General features: G+C 52.9%; 15 protein-coding genes. 7 read left to right on the top strand and 8 right to left on the bottom strand.

Annotated elements, in window-relative coordinates:
* Positions 1–53 precede the first annotated feature (53 nt).
* Positions 54–1,625 carry a methyl-accepting chemotaxis protein gene (locus tag K0H80_RS11005; protein WP_220071593.1) on the top strand — a complete coding sequence of 524 codons (1,572 nt, stop codon included), beginning with the start codon at positions 54–56 and terminating at the stop codon, positions 1,623–1,625.
* Positions 1,626–1,709: 84 nt separating this feature from the next.
* On the opposite strand, the gene ggt is transcribed toward K0H80_RS11005, so the two are convergent.
* Entirely contained in the window at positions 1,710–3,440 is a 1,731-nt protein-coding gene (ggt, locus tag K0H80_RS11000; RefSeq protein ID WP_220071592.1) for a gamma-glutamyltransferase, read from the bottom strand.
* A 118-nt stretch (positions 3,441–3,558) separates the two neighbouring features.
* On the opposite strand from ggt, the gene K0H80_RS10995 reads away from it, so the two are divergent.
* A complete protein-coding gene (locus K0H80_RS10995; RefSeq protein ID WP_220071591.1) occupies positions 3,559–4,950 on the top strand; it encodes a GNAT family N-acetyltransferase in 1,392 nt (463 codons plus the stop codon).
* A 129-nt stretch (positions 4,951–5,079) separates the two neighbouring features.
* Here the strand turns inward: K0H80_RS10995 and K0H80_RS10990 are convergent, their stop codons facing one another.
* The 3 genes from K0H80_RS10990 to K0H80_RS10980 form a co-directional block, all read right to left on the bottom strand.
* Complete coding sequence (locus K0H80_RS10990) at positions 5,080–5,697, bottom strand: LysE family translocator (protein ID WP_220071590.1); 618 nt, start codon at positions 5,695–5,697, stop codon at positions 5,080–5,082.
* 123 nt (positions 5,698–5,820) lie between these two features.
* Entirely contained in the window at positions 5,821–6,861 is a 1,041-nt protein-coding gene (hppD, locus tag K0H80_RS10985) for a 4-hydroxyphenylpyruvate dioxygenase (protein WP_011865953.1), read from the bottom strand.
* 91 nt (positions 6,862–6,952) lie between these two features.
* Positions 6,953–8,113 (bottom strand): homogentisate 1,2-dioxygenase, encoded by a 1,161-nt coding sequence (locus K0H80_RS10980; protein WP_220071589.1) that lies wholly within the window; start codon positions 8,111–8,113, stop codon positions 6,953–6,955.
* Between the two features lie 154 nt (positions 8,114–8,267).
* Between K0H80_RS10980 and K0H80_RS10975 the strand changes: the two genes are divergently transcribed.
* The gene (locus tag K0H80_RS10975) at positions 8,268–9,173 is read left to right on the top strand and encodes a LysR family transcriptional regulator (RefSeq protein ID WP_220071588.1); all 906 of its coding nucleotides are present in this window, start codon (positions 8,268–8,270) and stop codon (positions 9,171–9,173) included.
* Positions 9,174–9,261: 88 nt separating this feature from the next.
* Here the strand turns inward: K0H80_RS10975 and K0H80_RS10970 are convergent, their stop codons facing one another.
* Positions 9,262–9,606, bottom strand: coding sequence for a hypothetical protein (locus K0H80_RS10970; protein WP_011865950.1), 345 nt, complete (start codon positions 9,604–9,606; stop codon positions 9,262–9,264).
* 355 nt (positions 9,607–9,961) lie between these two features.
* Here K0H80_RS10970 and K0H80_RS10965 point away from each other — a divergent pair, with 355 nt between their 5' ends.
* A complete protein-coding gene (locus tag K0H80_RS10965) occupies positions 9,962–10,339 on the top strand; it encodes a DUF6508 domain-containing protein (RefSeq protein ID WP_220071587.1) in 378 nt (125 codons plus the stop codon).
* A gap of 136 nt (positions 10,340–10,475) precedes the next feature.
* On the opposite strand, the gene K0H80_RS10960 is transcribed toward K0H80_RS10965, so the two are convergent.
* A complete protein-coding gene (locus K0H80_RS10960; RefSeq protein ID WP_220071586.1) occupies positions 10,476–10,703 on the bottom strand; it encodes a PGPGW domain-containing protein in 228 nt (75 codons plus the stop codon).
* 220 nt (positions 10,704–10,923) lie between these two features.
* Here K0H80_RS10960 and K0H80_RS10955 point away from each other — a divergent pair, with 220 nt between their 5' ends.
* Positions 10,924–11,700 (top strand): substrate-binding periplasmic protein, encoded by a 777-nt coding sequence (locus K0H80_RS10955; RefSeq protein ID WP_258406076.1) that lies wholly within the window; start codon positions 10,924–10,926, stop codon positions 11,698–11,700.
* 87 nt (positions 11,701–11,787) lie between these two features.
* Here K0H80_RS10955 and K0H80_RS10950 read toward each other — a convergent pair whose 3' ends face one another.
* A complete protein-coding gene (locus K0H80_RS10950; protein WP_220071585.1) occupies positions 11,788–12,195 on the bottom strand; it encodes a YccF domain-containing protein in 408 nt (135 codons plus the stop codon).
* A 230-nt stretch (positions 12,196–12,425) separates the two neighbouring features.
* Here K0H80_RS10950 and K0H80_RS10945 point away from each other — a divergent pair, with 230 nt between their 5' ends.
* On the top strand, positions 12,426–13,352 hold the full coding sequence (locus K0H80_RS10945) for a 1-aminocyclopropane-1-carboxylate deaminase/D-cysteine desulfhydrase (protein ID WP_220071584.1): 927 nt from the start codon (positions 12,426–12,428) through the stop codon (positions 13,350–13,352).
* 149 nt (positions 13,353–13,501) lie between these two features.
* On the opposite strand, the gene K0H80_RS10940 is transcribed toward K0H80_RS10945, so the two are convergent.
* Positions 13,502–13,675, bottom strand: coding sequence for a hypothetical protein (locus K0H80_RS10940; protein WP_011865944.1), 174 nt, complete (start codon positions 13,673–13,675; stop codon positions 13,502–13,504).
* Between the two features lie 490 nt (positions 13,676–14,165).
* Between K0H80_RS10940 and K0H80_RS10935 the strand changes: the two genes are divergently transcribed.
* Positions 14,166–15,779, top strand: coding sequence for a mechanosensitive ion channel family protein (locus K0H80_RS10935; protein ID WP_220071583.1), 1,614 nt, complete (start codon positions 14,166–14,168; stop codon positions 15,777–15,779).
* Positions 15,780–15,886 lie beyond the last annotated feature (107 nt).

Genomic DNA, 15,886 nt, shown 5'->3' with positions numbered 1-15,886 from the left:
TAATTGCGTTAGATAAGCATAGCTAACGTCTTTGTACCCAGAAGAACAATAATATGAAAAATAACCAACCTGTCACTCAGAAAGAGAAGGTGTTTGCCGCCGACACTATCTTGTTGTCGACCACAGACCTTAAGGGCAAGATCAAATACGCTAATGCTGGCTTCACTCAGGTGTCTGAGTTTACCCAGGATGAACTCTATCGCCAGCCACACAATATTGTTCGCCACCCGGATATGCCGCCGGCGGCCTTCGAGTCCATGTGGTGTCGCCTCAAGCAGGGCAAGCCTTGGATTGGCATAGTGAAGAATCGCGCTAAGTCGGGAGATCACTACTGGGTCAACGCCTATGTGGCTCCTGTGTTCGAAGGCGGCCAGGTACACGAATATCAATCGGTGCGCAGAAAGGCCACCCAGGCGCAGATAGATAACGCCCAGGCCCTCTATGGCGAGCTCAACGCTGGTAAACAGCCCCGCGCCCTCAAGGCGGCGCGCCTCGGCTTTGGTAAGCGTTTGGGCTTGGTCCTGCTGCTGAGCCTCGGCGTCGGCGTCGCGCTCGCCGGCTATTCGCCCCTGCTGGCACTGCTGGTGGCGGCGGGCCTGGGACTAGCCGGACTCGCTCTGCTCCTCAAGCCCTTTAATGCGCTGGTTGAACAGGCGAGCGGCATCATAGACGATCCGCTGGCGACCGCCGTGTACTGTGGTCGTCAGGATGAGCTGGGTAAACTCAGTTTCGCCTTGCAGTATCTGCTGACTGAAACCGGCGGCGCCGTGGGACGCATGGCGGACTCGGCCGAGTCGATACAGGAACTCAGCGTCAGTCTGAATGAGACCATCAGCCATACCCGGGATCGCGCCGACAGTCAGAGCCAGCAGACCAGCCAGGCGGCTACCGCGGTGGAGGAGATGAGCGCCAGCTTTAATGAGGTGAGCCAGAATATCCAGCATGCGGCCGAAGAGATGTCGATGAGTCATGAGGCGGCCGAGAAGGGCCATGAGCTGCTGGTCGAGGTGATTCAGGCCATCAAGGGTCTGCATCAGGAGGTGAGTAACTTCTCCGCCGTGGTGGCCTCTATCGAGCAGGACAGTCAGGAGATCAACGAGGTGCTGGAGGTGATACGGGGTATCGCCGAGCAGACCAACCTGTTAGCGCTCAATGCCGCCATCGAGGCGGCCCGCGCCGGTGAATCTGGCCGGGGTTTCGCCGTGGTGGCCGATGAGGTGCGCCAGCTCTCCAGCCGCACCAGCGAGTCGACCAGCCATATCGAAGCGATCGTCAGCAAGTTCAGAGACAGCACCTTAAAGGCGAGTCAGACCATGCAGGCGGGTCAGCGTCAGGCCCAGCACTCGGTAGGCTTGGCCCAGCAGGTGGATGCCTCCTTCGAGGAGCTGCGCGCCTCTATCGATAAGATCAACCAGATGAGTGATGCCAACGCCGCGGCCATGAGCCAGCAGACGGCGGTGGCCAGTGAGATCAGCCAGTCGATTCAGCTGATCAACGAGCTAGCATTGGCCAGCCTGAGTCAGACCCAGGCCGCGGCAGAGCGGGGCGGTCAGGTGGCGCGTCTGTCGGCCAAGACCCATCATCTGTCACAGCAGTTCTGGCGTCAGAGTCTGCGCATTAAGTGATAAAACATTGAGTAGAAATATTGAGTAAAGAAAAAAGGGAAGCTTAGCTTCCCTTTTTTGTGGGTCATTCTACTGCGAATGATACTAGTAACCCGCAGTCGCGCTGCCGGCGCGGCGAGGATCTGAGGCGCCAAACAGGCCCTCATCTGTGATCATGATCGACTGAGTCGAGCCCATGGCATCTTTGACGCTAACCTTGTGACCTCTGGCTTCCAATAGCGAGATGGTGTCGCGATTGAGGCTCTTCTCCACTCTCAGCTCATCTGGCAGCCATTGGTGATGCACACGGCTGGCGTAGCTGGCCTCGGCGATATTGAGTCCATGATCGATCACATTCATGATGATCTGCAGTGTGGTGTTGATGATGCGTGATCCACCTGGGCTGCCGGTGACGATGAAGGGCTTGCCATCTTTCATCACTATGGTGGGGCTCATAGAGCTGAGGGGGCGCTTGCCGCCTTCGACCGCATTGGCATCGCCGCCGATCAGGCCATAGCCGTTAGGCACACCGGGTTTTGCGGAGAAATCGTCCATCTCATTGTTGAGCAGAATGCCCGTGCCTTCGGCCACCAGGCCCGAGCCATAGCTGAAGTTCAGGGTATAGGTGTTAGCCACCGCATTGCCCCACTTGTCGACCACTGAGTAGTGGGTGGTCTGTGGACTCTCGTAACCGGCGAGCTTGCCCGGGGCAATTTCGCTGCTTGGGGTGACGCGGTTGATGGCGATCCCCTTGGCGCGGGACTTGGCATAGTCTTTACTGATGAGCGCTTTCACCGGTACCTCAACAAAATCGGGATCCCCCAGATATTCGCTGCGATCGGCATAGGCGCGTTTCATCACCTCGGCCATCAAATGCAGGGTATCGGCCGTATTATGGCCTAACTTGGCGATGGGATAAGGCTCGAGCATGTTGAGCATCTCGATAATGTGTATGCCACCGGATGAGGGGGGCGGCATGGAGATCACCTGGTAGCCGCGATACTCGCCCTGCACGGGCTGACGCTCGACCACACGATAGCCTTTAAGATCATCTAGGGTCATGATGCCGCCGGCCTGGGTGACGCTGGCGACTATCTTATCGGCGGTTTCGCCCTCATAGAATCCCTTGCTGCCGTGCGTCTTGATCAGCTTGAGTGAGTGGGCCAGCGCCTTTTGGCTGAGGGTGTCACCTATCTCGAAGTTGCTGCCATCTGGGCGATAGAAGATCGCCTTGGAGCTTGGCCACTGAGAGATGCGACGTTTAAGCCCGACAAGGGAGGTGGCGAGATCCGGGGTGACTGTGATGCCTTGCTCGGCAAGCTTAATGGCGGGCTCGATCACCTGGGCCATGGTCATGGTGCCATATTTCTTAAGGGCCAGTTCCATCCCCATGACGGTGCCGGGTACGCCTACAGCCAGGCCATGTTCGCGGCTGAGTTTGGCGACCGCATCGCCTTGCTCGTTAAGGAAGATATCCTTGTGGGCGCGTTTTGGGGCAACCTCGCGATAATCGATGGCGACCGTCTTGTTGCCCTCGGCCAAATGCACCAGCATGAAACCGCCACCGCCTATGTTGCCGGCCCTTGGCAGGGTGACCGCCAGGGCAAACCCGACGCCGACCGCCGCATCGACCGCATTACCGCCTTGCTTGAGAATATCGACCCCGACTTGAGTGGCTACGGCCTCTTGGCTGGCCACCATGCCGTGCTTGGCCCAAATAGGCTGAACTGTGGCGCTGTGGCTATAGATGGAGGATTCGGTGGCCTGGGCAAATTGACCTGCGACGAGCGGCAGGCTGAGGCTGATGGCAAAGAGTAAGGTTTTTATTGGACGCACACGGGTTCCTTAATGATTAAAGTAATAAGAGTATTGCAATGAATACGCGCGTTAAGAGTAAGAAGAGTGATAAGAATATTAAGCGTGTTAAGCTACTGAGTCAGTTCTCTTGGTTTCAATGTGCCGATTTTCACTGCTGAAATCAAGCCATCTTTTTAAGGAGCAGGTCTTGGCGGTATCATATTCGATTCAGTGTGTTAGTCAAATCGCTATCCTGGGGGCGCCTCTGTGGAATGCCCTGATGGCGAGCGCGAACATGCAGGATCAGAACGGACAGGCTAACCCCTTTTGTCGTTATGAGTATCTACATGCCCTCGAGCTAAGCGGCTGCGTGGGGGAGCAGACGGGTTGGCGACCCATGCATCTTGTGGTCAGCAAGGCCGGGCAAATGGGGGATAATAATCAGGCGAGTGCTCAGGGAGGTGACAGACAGCTTGATCCCAATAAGGTGCTTGCCGTGATGCCGCTCTATCTCAAGGGGCACTCCTATGGCGAGTATGTGTTTGATTGGGCCTGGGCCCAGGCCTATGAGCGCCACGGGCTCGAGTATTACCCTAAGCTGGTCAATGCTATCCCTTTTACTCCGGTAACGGGGTCGCGCATCGGCTTTAGAGCCGGTCTGTCTGAGGCGCAAAAAGCGGGGCTTATCGGTAAAATTGGCGAGCATCTGGACTTGCTGGCCAAGGCCTGCTCGGCATCGAGCTGGCACAGCCTGTTTCTGTTAGAGCATGAGCGGCTGCCTTTGGTGAGTCAGGGGTATCTTGAGCGCCTCGGCACTCAGTTTCACTGGTTTAATAAAGGTTATCAAAGCTTCGATGATTTTCTCTCGAGGCTTACCAGTCGCAGACGCAAGTCGATCCTCAAGGAGCGCCGCGCCATCGTAAACGCTGGGCTGAAATTTCGCTTCATCGACGGAGTAGATATCACTGAAGATGAACTCACTCAATTTGTGCGCTGCTATCAGCGCACCTATTACAAGCGCTCCGGCCATCAGGGCTATTTAAACGCCGCCTTCTTCAGCGCTATCGTCAAAAATATGGCCGATAATGTGCGCCTCTTAATGGTTGAGCGCCCGCAAGTTAACAAGCTTGAAGCCCAGGCAGGGAGTGAGGCAGGGAGCAAGGCAGAGAAGGAGGCAAAGAGCACGCAAGAGTGCGCGCAAGAAATCGAGCCCATCGCGGCGGCGCTCTATTTCGTCGGTAATGATTGCCTCTATGGCCGTTACTGGGGGGCTCTGGAGGAGATAGAGGGGCTGCATTTCGAGACCTGTTACTACCAGGGGATAGACTATGCCATCGCACAGGGGCTTAAGAAGTTTGATGCCGGCGCCCAGGGAGAGCACAAGGTGCTCAGGGGCTTTGAGCCTATCCCCACCTATTCGATACACGAGAACTTACACGGTGATTTTCGCCGCGCCATTGCCGATTTCATCGAGCAGGAAGCGCAGGCGGTGAAGATCTATATGAGTGAGCTTGAGGCCATCTTGCCCTTTAAGCGTGAGGGAGACTAACTAAGTAAGCTAAGAAAGCTAAGAAAGCTAAGAAAGCTAAGAAAGCTAAGAAAGCTAAGTAAGCTAAGTAAGCTAAGTAAGCTAAGTAAGCTAAGTAAGCTAAGTAAGCTAAGTTAACTTAAGTTAAGCCTAGCCCAACGCCAGCCAGAATCCGACCCCTATCATCAGAGAGCCCGCGATACGATTGAGCCACTTGATGTTATCGCCCTTGGCCAGAAACAGTTTGAGCGACTTGCCGCCGCTGGCGTAGGCCAGCATGCTGACAAATTCTGTCATCATGATGATCATCAGTAGCAGGCTCAGCTGCGGCGCCACCGCGCGCTCTACATCGATGAAAGGCGGCAGCAGAGAGATCATAAAGGCCCAGCCCTTGGGGTTAGCGATGGCGGTAACAAAACCCTGTGAGATCAAGGCCTGGTTGCTGATCTGTGTACTTTGGTTATCAAGGCTCGCCATCTTGCCCTTGGCGCGCCACATCTGTATGCCGATATAGCCAAGATAGGCGCCGCCGACCCACTTGAGGACCTCGAAGATCTGCGGATAGTTTAGCATCATGGTGGCGACTCCCATCACGGCGGCAACGGCCACCAGGGCTACACCGGCCAGCTCGCCTATCATCATCCACAGGGTGCGGCGCACTCCTATGCTCATGCCGAGGGTCATCGCCAGTGTCATGCACATCCCGGGTGTAATGGAGACGAAGAAGAAGGTGGGCAGAAAAACGGCAATAAGAATATGATCTGACATCTTGCGGTGCGATGAGTGAGTGACTAGGCAGGCTAGTGTAGTGATTTATCGCCTTGCTGCAAAGAAAAAAACCAGCCGGTGAGGCTGGTTTTTAGTGTCACACTGCTCTGTATGAGCCAATGTTTAGAGTACGCCGCGACGAACCTGGTCACGCTCAATAGATTCGAACAGCGCCTTGAAGTTACCCTCGCCGAAGCCCAGGTTGTTCTTGCGCTGGATGATCTCGATGAAGATAGGACCAAACAGGTTCTTGGTGAAGATCTGTAGCAGGTAGCCGTCCTCGTCTCCGTCCACCAGGATCTGGTGATGCTTGATGCGCTCTCTGTCTTCGGTTACCTGTGGCAGCTTGTCGAAGATGGTGTCGTAGTATTCAGGGATGATATCCAGGGTCTGAATCGAGCTACCTTCCATCGCATCCAGTGAGGCTACGATGTCGCGGCTGCGGAACGCCAGATGCTGTACGCCTGGGCCGTCATATTCTCTCAGATACTCGTCGATCTGGTTTCTGTCATCGCCTTTACCTTCGTTGATTGGGATACAGAAGCTGCCATCGGGAGAGCGCAGCGCATAAGAGATCAGTGCGGTCTGTGAACCCTTGATGTCGAAGTAGCGTACCTCGGTAAAGCCGAAGATATCTTTGTAGAAGTTTGACCAATGCTCCATGGTGCCTTTGTAGACGTTGTTGGTCAGGTGGTCGACTTCGATAAAGCCTTTCTCTTGTACGATTTCTGGGTTTTCAAGATCGACAAAATCTGTGGCGTAGATGTTGTTGTCCGCGCCGAAGGTGTCGATAAAGTAGATCAGGCTATCGCCGATGCCGTAGATGGCCGGATAGGGCAGGTCTTTCACCTCATCACCTGCAGGCTTGGCGCCACGGGCAACCGCACCCTCGAAGGCGAATTTGGCATCTTCTACGCGCCAGCCCATAGAGCTGATGGCAGCACCGTGCTTCTTGGCAAACTCGGCGGAGAAGCCGCTCTTCTCGTTATTTAGCAGGAAGTTGATGTCGTTTTGTTTGTAGTAAACGATATCTTTTTGCTTATGCTTCTTCAGCTTAGAGAAACCAAAGTCGATAAAGACCTTGTGCATAAAGTCGAGATCTGGGGTGCAAAACTCGGTAAATTCGATGCCCAGTAATCCCAGTGGATTTTGTTCGCTTGCCATGTGAGTATCCTCGTTCAATTTGTTACAACCACAGTCACTCTTTGGTGACTTGTCTGGCTATTCATTGTGATTCGGTGTGTACCGAACGGTATTAGTCTTCTAACCAAGAGCGGTTGTAGTCTTTACTCATGCAACCTTGTACATGTTGGGTTAGCTGCAGTGGGGCGAAGGTGTCGACCATCACTGCGTATTCATAGGTCTCTTTCTTGCCGACCGAGGCCTCGGTGCGGCCAGGTTGTGGTCCGTGTGGTACCCCTTTCTGGTGCAGCGTCATGTAGCCGACCTCGATGCCGGTTCGGCTCATGAAGTCGCCGTCGACATAGTAGAGCACTTCGTCGCTGTCGATATTGTTGTGGTAGTAAGGCGCCGGGATCGACTGGGGATGGAAGTCGTACGGGCGCGGCACAAAGTTACAGATAACGAAGTTGTGGGCGGTAAACACCAGATGATCCGACGGCGGCAGGTGGATCTGACCCACCTTAGGGGCGTAATCCTGAATGTTGAAAGCCCAAGGGTAGACACAGCCGTCCCAGCCCACGAGATCGAAGGGATGCCATTCAAGCTGTGTCAGCTGATACTTGTCACCAAATTTACACACCAAGGGGAAGGCGCCTTTCTCTACTACGGCTTCTTGTAGGCTAGGAACTCGGATGTCGCGCTCACAATAGGGAGCGGACTCCAAAAGCTGTCCGTACTCGTTTCTAAAATGCTTAGGTACTTCAACCATTGAGAAGGCTTCGATAACAAACAGGCGAACCTGTTGGTAGTCGTCAAACTTAAGCTGGTAGGTGGTGCCGCGCGGGATAACCAGGTAGTCCCACTTTTTCACCTCGAGCACACCATATTCGCTATAGAGCTTGCCCTGGCCCTCGTGGACGAAGATCACCTCATCGGCGTAGGCGTTGCGGTAAAACTCTTCGGTGTCTTGAGTGACCTTGGCGCTGTACATGGCCACGTCGTTATTAAAGAAGATCTTGTTGCGCGCCGAGTAGAAGTTACCCTCGCGGTCGGCCTGCTTAGCGTCCAACTTATAGTTCTGAATCAAGGTGTCTTGCCAGGTTTGGCCGTGATTGACCTCGAACGGGCTCACCTCTAATGCCTTGGTCGGCATGTTGTGGTGATACTTGTTGGAGTAGATATTGGAGAAGCCATGGGTGGAGAAGAGTTCTTCCCGGTAGAGTTCACCATTCGCTTTCTTGAAGGTGATGTGGCGTTTATGGGGGATCTCCCCCTGTCTTACATAAAATGGCATGGCTTCTTTCCTTGGGTGCTTTAGCGGGCACACTTATGTTTATGTGATCTAAGTAACAATTTAGTTGCTGGCATGAACAAAAAAAAGAATAATAAATAGCTTAACTCAATCTAAATTTTAGATGGTTGTCTTTTGTTTACGCCGAGGATGTGAGATGAAGATCGATGTGGAAGCCTTTAGAGTGTTGTCGATTCTGGTAGAAGAGGGCAGTTTCGCCAAGGCTGCCGAGCGATTGCACAAGGCGCAGTCGGCGGTGAGCTATCAGGTAAAGAAGCTGGAACAGCACCTGGGTGTAAAGCTTTTTTGTCGGGATCAGTATCGCGCCGAATTAACCCCAGAGGGTAAGGTGATCCTTGCCGAAGGCAAACGCTTGCTGCAATACCTTGGCAACATTGAACATTTAGCCAGCCGTTTCAGCGAAGGCTGGGAGCCTAAACTCGAACTTGTGGTGGATGGCTCACTGCCCATGGAGCCTATCATGCGGGCGCTGAAGCGGGTGTCTGAGCATAAGATCCCTACCAAGATCCAGCTCAACATGGAGTTTCTCGGTGGGGTACAACACAGGTTCGAGCGGGATAATGCCGATCTCATGTTGGTGAAAGACTATCGCACCGGGCCTAACTATCGGCCGCAGCCTCTGCCTGACATCAACAGCATACTGGTGGTGAGTCGCTCTCACCCCTTAGCCAAGGCCAAGGAGCTCAGCCTGTTTGAGTTGCTGCAGCATGTGGAGCTGACCATCGAAGATTCCTCCCCCGGCAAGATCCACAGCGATGAGCTGCAATTTGGCGGCGATAAGGTGTTTTACCTGTCAGGCTTTATCATGAAGAAGAATGCCCTGCTGATGGGACTGGGCTTTGGCTGGATGCCTGACTTTCTGATCAAAGAGGAGCTGGCCAGCGGTGAGTTACAGGAACTGGATTTTCTCGGTGGCAGTCGTTACAGCTTTACCCCTCAGTTGGTATCGACCATGGAGCGCCCCTTAGGTCGCGCCGGCCGGCTCTTTACCAGCCTGATCCTGGAAGAGTTTAACCTTTACCAAGCCCAGGCCAGTCGTTAAAGCCGATATTTTTAGATCAAAAAAGCGAGCCGTTAAGCTCGCTTTTCTATATGGCTAGTCTTAATTGAAAGCTAGTCGCTAATAATAGCTAGTCGTTAATAATGTCTAGGATACGACGTGTCTTGTCGTGCAGCTTAATAAAGGTGCCATCGACATCTATGGTGATGTTGCCGTCACGGTCGATAGGCACATGGATCTTGCCGCGATCATAATAGTCATCAGACAGGTAATCGCCCTTGTGCAGTTTCTTCTGCCAGCCCGGTGGTAGCGGCTCGCCGCGGGCCACCTTCTTCTGCAATCCTGGTGGCAGGCTCTTTTCGTTATGGGCCTTGGCACCATGTTCATGCTTATCGTTTTTAGCCAGGGTTAGCGGTGAAAAACCGATAGACAGTCCCAGTAGGATAAGGCTAACGCCTGTGGTGTATTTCTTCATCTGAATTCTCCAGCGCAATCATTGCGTTCTCAGCTAGCATATGGTCTCGCCCTGTTAATGTCCAGCCAGTCAGGACCTTAGCCATGTTCAGCTTGTATTCAGCATCTTCTCATTAACCTGGAGTTAAGTCATTGATAAAGCGCCGGGCGCACCAGGCTATTAGCCTCCTAGATAAGCTGTGGTACGGAGTATGCAAATTCTCTAGGTAAGGGGCTTAGCGAATGTCTTCTTTTTAAGACTCAGCAAGCTTTTTATGAGATGTGAAGTCAGGTAAACGCCTAGAAAGTAAGGCGAAAGGCGTTAGGGCAATGGGGGCCGCTAAGGGCAACCAGTCCTTGGGACTAAGGAGTGCGATATGAAAAGTGTAATATCTTTGCAGATAGCAAATCTCTACTCTCAATATGCCACGCAGTTTGCCCGTGGCGATCAGGCCAGCAGTCAGCTGACGATGCAGGGCTTTGTCGAGCAGCTTGCTCAGCAGGGACTGTTACTCGATACCCTCAACTGGCAGGAGTGGTACCAAAATGCTCATCTGGTCGATAAGCCAGATTATATCCGCGAGGCGAGCTTTTATCAGTGCCGCTTACTGTTAACCGCCATGAGCCGCTTGGAGCGCTTCAGCCGAGGCGTATTGGAAAATATGCGCAGGCAAGGGGTGTTGCTGGCGATTCTGGAGCGGCTCAACGTATTGACTCATAAGAGCTGCGGGCGCGACCTCTTCGCGCTGGCCTAACTCTTTGTGCTGACCTTGCTTTTTGTTGGTTTGCCACCCTTTATTGGGCTAAGGCGCCTTAGCGCCCAAGTCATCATTGGTGGGGAATAAGCACTATTGGCGGGAAATAGCGCTAATGGTGGCAAATAGCCGCATATTAGCGGCTGTAACGCCAATCGCGCAACTTGGCGTCAAGCCAGGCGGCGCTGCGGGTCATCTGTTTCTGGCTCTTCTTTAGCCAGCCTCTGGCCCAGTGGTACTCCAGGCTTAATACGGCAAGTCCTATGGGGAGCAGTAACCAGGCCGGGCCAGGCAAGATAACCAGCGCCAACCCGAGTAGACAAAGTGCGCCGCCGATGACGGTGATCAAGGTTTTTCTCAGCATAAATACCTCATTTGACCTTCTCTCCTATACTTGTTTTGCATCATCTTGTTTATCCATGCCAGTGAAAATGTGTAACAAAAGGACATCTATGGTGCGATGGAGTGCGGCGAAACAGTGATTCGGGGGAAGGGTATTGATGAGACTAAGCGGCTTTAACTTAAGCATAAAAAGAGCTAATAGGCAGTCCTTGCTCTCTACGTCGCTATTGCCAGCACCGCTAATGCCAGTAAAGCTATGGCCAGCAAGGCTACGACGCTTCCATTTACTGCTTGTCTCCATCTTCATTTCTACCTTGTTGTGTGTTGCTTCAGCCCCGAAGGCCGAGACACTCAAGCTTTCCTCTTTAAATTGGCCACCCTATTCGGGGCCGACGCTGAAGGATGGCGGCGCCTGTGTGGTGGTGGCCAGAGCCGCACTTGCCGCTATGGGTCATGAGCTTCAGGTGGACTATTTCCCCTGGAGCCGCACTGTGCGAGTGGTGACCCGTGATGACTCCGGCTATCAGGGCTATTTCCCCGAGTATCATCACCCAACCGATAAATTCATCTTCTCCGACTCCATGGGACAGAGTCCCCTGGGGATCTTGGAGCAGAGCCAGCACCCCATTACCTGGTCGCGGGTGCAGGACCTCAATGCCTACACCTTGGGCGTGGTCAGAGACTATGTGAACACCCAGGCGCTCGATGAGATGATTGCCATCGGCGCCCAACCGGTAGAGCTGGTGAGCTCAGATGAACACAATATCCGCAAGGTCGCCACAGGAAGGGTTCAGGGCGCCGTCATGGATCTCTATGTTTATCAGTTTCTCATCGAGCAGCCACACCTGAGCGAACTCAAGACTAGGCTGCAATTTAATAAGCAGTTACTGGAGTCGAAACAGCTCTATATCGCCTTTAGAAACACCCCAGAGGGGCGCAGGTGGCGAGAGATCTATAACGCTGGCCTGGCCCGTATCCAAGTCGAGCAGCTCCTCGAAGATTACCTGCAAAGCCTCTAGTTCGTCGTACGGTAGTAATCCTGATTCGCTTCTGCTGTCGAGGTTCGCGAACTCCCCTCCAGCCCCTAAATCAAGCCTTTAAGGTTTTTAAGCCTTTGCCGTGATCGTCTGCCCTATAGGGGTCAGGCTCAGCAGTGCCAGTTTTAGATGCTGAATACCAAAAGGGATCCCTATGATGGTGATGAAACAGGCCAGCGCGTGGGTGATATGACCGATGGCAAGCCAGATCCCGAAGAGCAGGAACCAGATGATGTTACCTACCATGCCGAGCGGGCCTGTGCCGATATCATCGACCCCTTGCAGCGCGCGGCGATTAACGTTTTGCTGACCAAAGGGCCAGAAGGCCATCTCACCGATAACGAAACAGGCACGGCCGAAGGGGATGCCTATGATGCTGATAAAACAGAGTAGGCCAGCCAGCCACCAGGCCAGCCCCATCACGAAGCCGCCTAAAATAAACCATGCAATATTAAAGATTAAGCGCAGTAGTGCCATGAAGAGCTCCTTGTTGCAGTGCTTTTATTGTTGTTAAGGCATTGGCCTTAAATTAGATCTACTTCGGAATAAGCGAAAAGCATGCCATATTATATCTGTATGTTTTTATTGGTTATTGTGCTGGTGTGATTCTGGGGTTATTGACATAATATGCCAAAAGTCGGTCAAATTACGCATTTGCCGTTAAAGGGTGTACACTCTGGCGCGTCATTTCATTCAGGCCCGATAACATGAAGCTTAGCCACACGCCCGTAGAGGCTGTCTGCCTTGGGGAGCACAAGGTCTATGTGAAGCGCGACGATCTGCTGCATCCCGAGTTTTCCGGTAATAAGGCGCGTAAGTTCGCCTATTTTCTCGAGAACGACTTTCCCACTGTTAGGCAACTGATTGGCTATGGCTCGCCCCAGGCCAACTCCCTCTATTCGCTTTCGGCCCTGGCTAAGCTCAAGGGGTGGCAGCTGGATTTCTACGTGGACCATCTCCCCGGTTATCTGACGGAGCATCCCTGCGGCAACTACCTGGCCGCGTTAAATAACGGCGCTAACATAATAGATCTCTCAAGAAAGACGGATCGAGATGGATTGGATAGCGAAGCCTATATCAGGCAAAGGGTGTTAACGGGCAGTGATGAGCAGCTGTTTGTGCCAGAAGGCGGGCGCTGTGCCTTTGCCGAGCCAGGTGTGGCCCAGCTCGCCCGCGAGATAGCCAGCTGGAAAAACGCGCAGCCACTTAACGAGTTAGTGGTGTTCCTGCCATCCGGCACAGGTACCACGGCGCTCTATTTGCAAAAACAGTTCCTAGCTATAGATCCCTGCATCAGCGTCATGACCTGCGCCGTGGTGGGGGGCGATGAGTATCTTAAGAAGCAATTTTTAGAACTTGAGCAAGACGAAGCGCTGCATCCTCAGATTATCCCGGCTGCCAAGCGCTACCACTTTGGTAAGCTGTACCCTGAGTTTTACCAGATGTGGCATGAACTCGAGTCGACGGGGATAGCGTTTGAGTTGCTCTACGATCCTCTTGGCTGGCTCTGCCTTAAGCAGCTGTGGCAACAGGGGTTAGCTGCGCCCGTGCTCTATCTGCACCAAGGGGGCTTGCTGGGTAATCAATCTATGCTGCCTAGGTATAGGCGTAAGTTTGGTGAGCTAGAGAGATAAATGCCATTTGGCCAGGTCGGTACCTGTGAAAGGGGTACAACCTGAGCCAAATGTTACCTGCTGAGTCGTTGACGAATGGGGTCAATCCTACTTGTTGCCTGGGCAACCTTCGATACGTGTGAGAGGAGGTGTATCGAATAGCGTGGGGGTTATTTATTGCTTGAGAGCAACCATTTCATAAATTGCAGGGCGTCGGTACGCTTAGCAAAAGTTTGTTTGTTTTTTCCTAGGCTATCGGTAAATGCGATAGAGGATTTGTTGACTGAAATTGAGTCCACCGGGAAGTTTACCGTGATCTCATGACCGTTAACTTTGTACGACATAGGCCATACTCCTTATTACTATAACTGCCTTGTGGCAGTAAAAATTTAACAAATAATAGATCCTTAGCTGTTGCGAAAGATGAATTAAATCCTTTCTGAGACTACCCAGCCTAATTTAAATAATCAAGTGATCTGCCTCGCTAAAGCCGTTGCTTGGGCCCTAAACGGGGGCTTTTCACCGGATTGGACACAGTAAATCATCAATAAATGACAATAGTGTGACGAGATAACTGCGAGTTGTTGAAGCGATGACTATGCGATGATTTAGAGTCTAGCGATGCAAAACTTGAAGGCAGAAAACTTAAAGCAGGGTACTGCAGAAGGAACGCATTATAATCTCGGCGGCGTACTTGTCAATATTTAATCAATTCTGTCGATTTGACCAGGCCCATGGCGATGAAAAGGCCCGTTCCTGCTTCGCTTTCTACTGTGCAATTTAGGAATAAATGCTAATATTTCTAGGCGCTTGTTAACAATTAAGGGGACTGGGATGCGCTTTGTTGTTTGGCAGTTTATGTTGGTGATGAGTTTTTTTGTTGGCAGTGCCTGGAGCGCGGCGCCAAATAGTCTGGTGGGGGCCTTAAGTGATGCCGCCGCCGACAGTGGTCAGAGCCAATTTGTGCGCTCGGTTGAGCACTTCGATTATCAGGATAGCCTGCAGCGTGATACCCCAAGGGGCACGGTAGAAGGTTTTATGGCGGCGGTTTATGAGCAGGATTATGAGAAGGCGGCAGAATATCTGGATCTGCGTTACCTGCCCGAGGGGATGTCGGCCAACGAAGGCGCCGAATATGCCAAACAGCTGCAGCTGATCATAGAGCGTAATCTCTGGCTCGACCTGGGACAGCTTAACGATACTCCACTTGGACAGGATAACGATCAGCTTCCCGCCTATCGGGATCTCTTCGGCCGGGTCGCCTTGCAGAGCGATCAGATAGCCCTCTATCTACAGCGGGTGCCCAGCGAAGGCGGCACCATCTGGAAGGTCTCTAACGCTACCGTCGCCAAGGTGCCTCAGCTCTATCAAAACCTGGGCTATGGGCCTGTGGCCGAGTGGTTTGTCAATCATATTCCCGAGGGGCGCTGGTTTAACGTCAACCTGTGGGAGTGGACCCTGCTGCTGGCGTATCTGATCACCGCATTTCTGGTGATGGTGCCCATTACCTGGATCATCAAGCGCGTGATCTTGCTAACTCAATATGAGCTTAAAGAAGAACTGGCCTATATCGTCGCCGGGCCATTGCGTTTGCTGGCGGCCGTGTTACTGGTCAGAGCCTGGGTGTCTCATAGCAGCATCTCTCCGGCGGCAATCGAGATGATAGACACGGGATTCTTGTTAGTGTCGGCCATCATCTGGTTTGGCTGGAGCGCCATGGGGATCTTCCAGCAGGGTCTGAAGAAGCGTTGGAAAGAGCAGGGCAAAGATCAGGCCGCCTCTCTGCTCCGGCCGCTGACCAATTTCCTGCGGGTGATCTTCGTGATCATGGCGGTGCTGTTATGGCTAGAACACTTAGGCTTCAACGCCAGCGCCATCATCGCCGGCATGGGGATAGGGGGCATCGCCATCGCGCTCGCCTCCAAGCAGTCGATTGAGAATTTTATCGGCACCATCACCCTCTATTCGGCGGCGCCGATTAAGGTGGGTAATCTGTGTAAGTTTGGTAGCATCAGCGGCACGGTCGAGGAGATAGGCCTGCGCTGCACTCAGATCCGCACCCTGGACAGGACGCTTATCCATGTGCCTAACGCTAAGTTGGTGGAGATGGAGATCGAAAACATCTCCCAGCGCGAGAAGATCCGTTTCAAGGCGGATATTCGTCTCGATTATGCGGTGACCACCTCAGAGCAGCTCAAGGCGATTGTCGCCGAGATAAAAGCCATGCTCGAAGAGCATGAGCTGGTGCTCAAAGAGCCCCTCAGGGTCACCTTTAAGGGCTTCGGTCTCCATGGTCTACAGGTTAATGTGCTGGCCTATATCGGCACCAAGAGTTTTCCCACCTTTCAGTTGGCATCGGAAGAGTTACATTTAAAAATCATGGATATAGTGGTGAAGAATGGCTCTCGCATCGTGCCGGTGGCACCGGTTGCCCTGAATAATGGATAAATGTTAAAGCTGTGATCTCTGGGTCTTGATGTCGGCTCGAAATCCGGGGATCATGGCTATAATTAATGGCGTATCGCGTCCATCACATCATGACGTAGTGAGAATTG

The sequence above is a fragment of the Shewanella aegiceratis genome (assembly GCF_019457495.1).
Taxonomy (GTDB): domain Bacteria; phylum Pseudomonadota; class Gammaproteobacteria; order Enterobacterales; family Shewanellaceae; genus Shewanella; species Shewanella loihica.
The sequence above is the reverse complement of the archived record's forward strand: the minus strand, read 5'-3'. Positions and strand labels throughout refer to the sequence as shown.

Excerpts from the sequence above, each read along its gene's own strand:
- K0H80_RS10970 (WP_011865950.1), bottom strand. The coding sequence starts at position 9,606 with ATGAAGAAATACACCACAGGCGTTAGCCTTATCCTACTGGGACTGTCT.
- K0H80_RS10940 (WP_011865944.1), bottom strand. The coding sequence starts at position 13,675 with ATGTCGTACAAAGTTAACGGTCATGAGATCACGGTAAACTTCCCGGTG.
- K0H80_RS10935 (WP_220071583.1), top strand. The coding sequence starts at position 14,166 with ATGCGCTTTGTTGTTTGGCAGTTTATGTTGGTGATGAGTTTTTTTGTT.
- K0H80_RS10995 (WP_220071591.1), top strand. The coding sequence starts at position 3,559 with ATGTGCCGATTTTCACTGCTGAAATCAAGCCATCTTTTTAAGGAGCAG.
- K0H80_RS10945 (WP_220071584.1), top strand. The coding sequence starts at position 12,426 with ATGAAGCTTAGCCACACGCCCGTAGAGGCTGTCTGCCTTGGGGAGCAC.
- hppD (WP_011865953.1), bottom strand. The coding sequence starts at position 6,861 with ATGGCAAGCGAACAAAATCCACTGGGATTACTGGGCATCGAATTTACC.
- K0H80_RS10950 (WP_220071585.1), bottom strand. The coding sequence starts at position 12,195 with ATGGCACTACTGCGCTTAATCTTTAATATTGCATGGTTTATTTTAGGC.
- K0H80_RS10990 (WP_220071590.1), bottom strand. The coding sequence starts at position 5,697 with ATGTCAGATCATATTCTTATTGCCGTTTTTCTGCCCACCTTCTTCTTC.
- K0H80_RS10955 (WP_258406076.1), top strand. The coding sequence starts at position 10,924 with ATGCCAGTAAAGCTATGGCCAGCAAGGCTACGACGCTTCCATTTACTG.
- K0H80_RS10975 (WP_220071588.1), top strand. The coding sequence starts at position 8,268 with ATGAAGATCGATGTGGAAGCCTTTAGAGTGTTGTCGATTCTGGTAGAA.
- K0H80_RS11005 (WP_220071593.1), top strand. The coding sequence starts at position 54 with ATGAAAAATAACCAACCTGTCACTCAGAAAGAGAAGGTGTTTGCCGCC.
- K0H80_RS10980 (WP_220071589.1), bottom strand. The coding sequence starts at position 8,113 with ATGCCATTTTATGTAAGACAGGGGGAGATCCCCCATAAACGCCACATC.
- K0H80_RS10960 (WP_220071586.1), bottom strand. The coding sequence starts at position 10,703 with ATGCTGAGAAAAACCTTGATCACCGTCATCGGCGGCGCACTTTGTCTA.
- K0H80_RS10965 (WP_220071587.1), top strand. The coding sequence starts at position 9,962 with ATGAAAAGTGTAATATCTTTGCAGATAGCAAATCTCTACTCTCAATAT.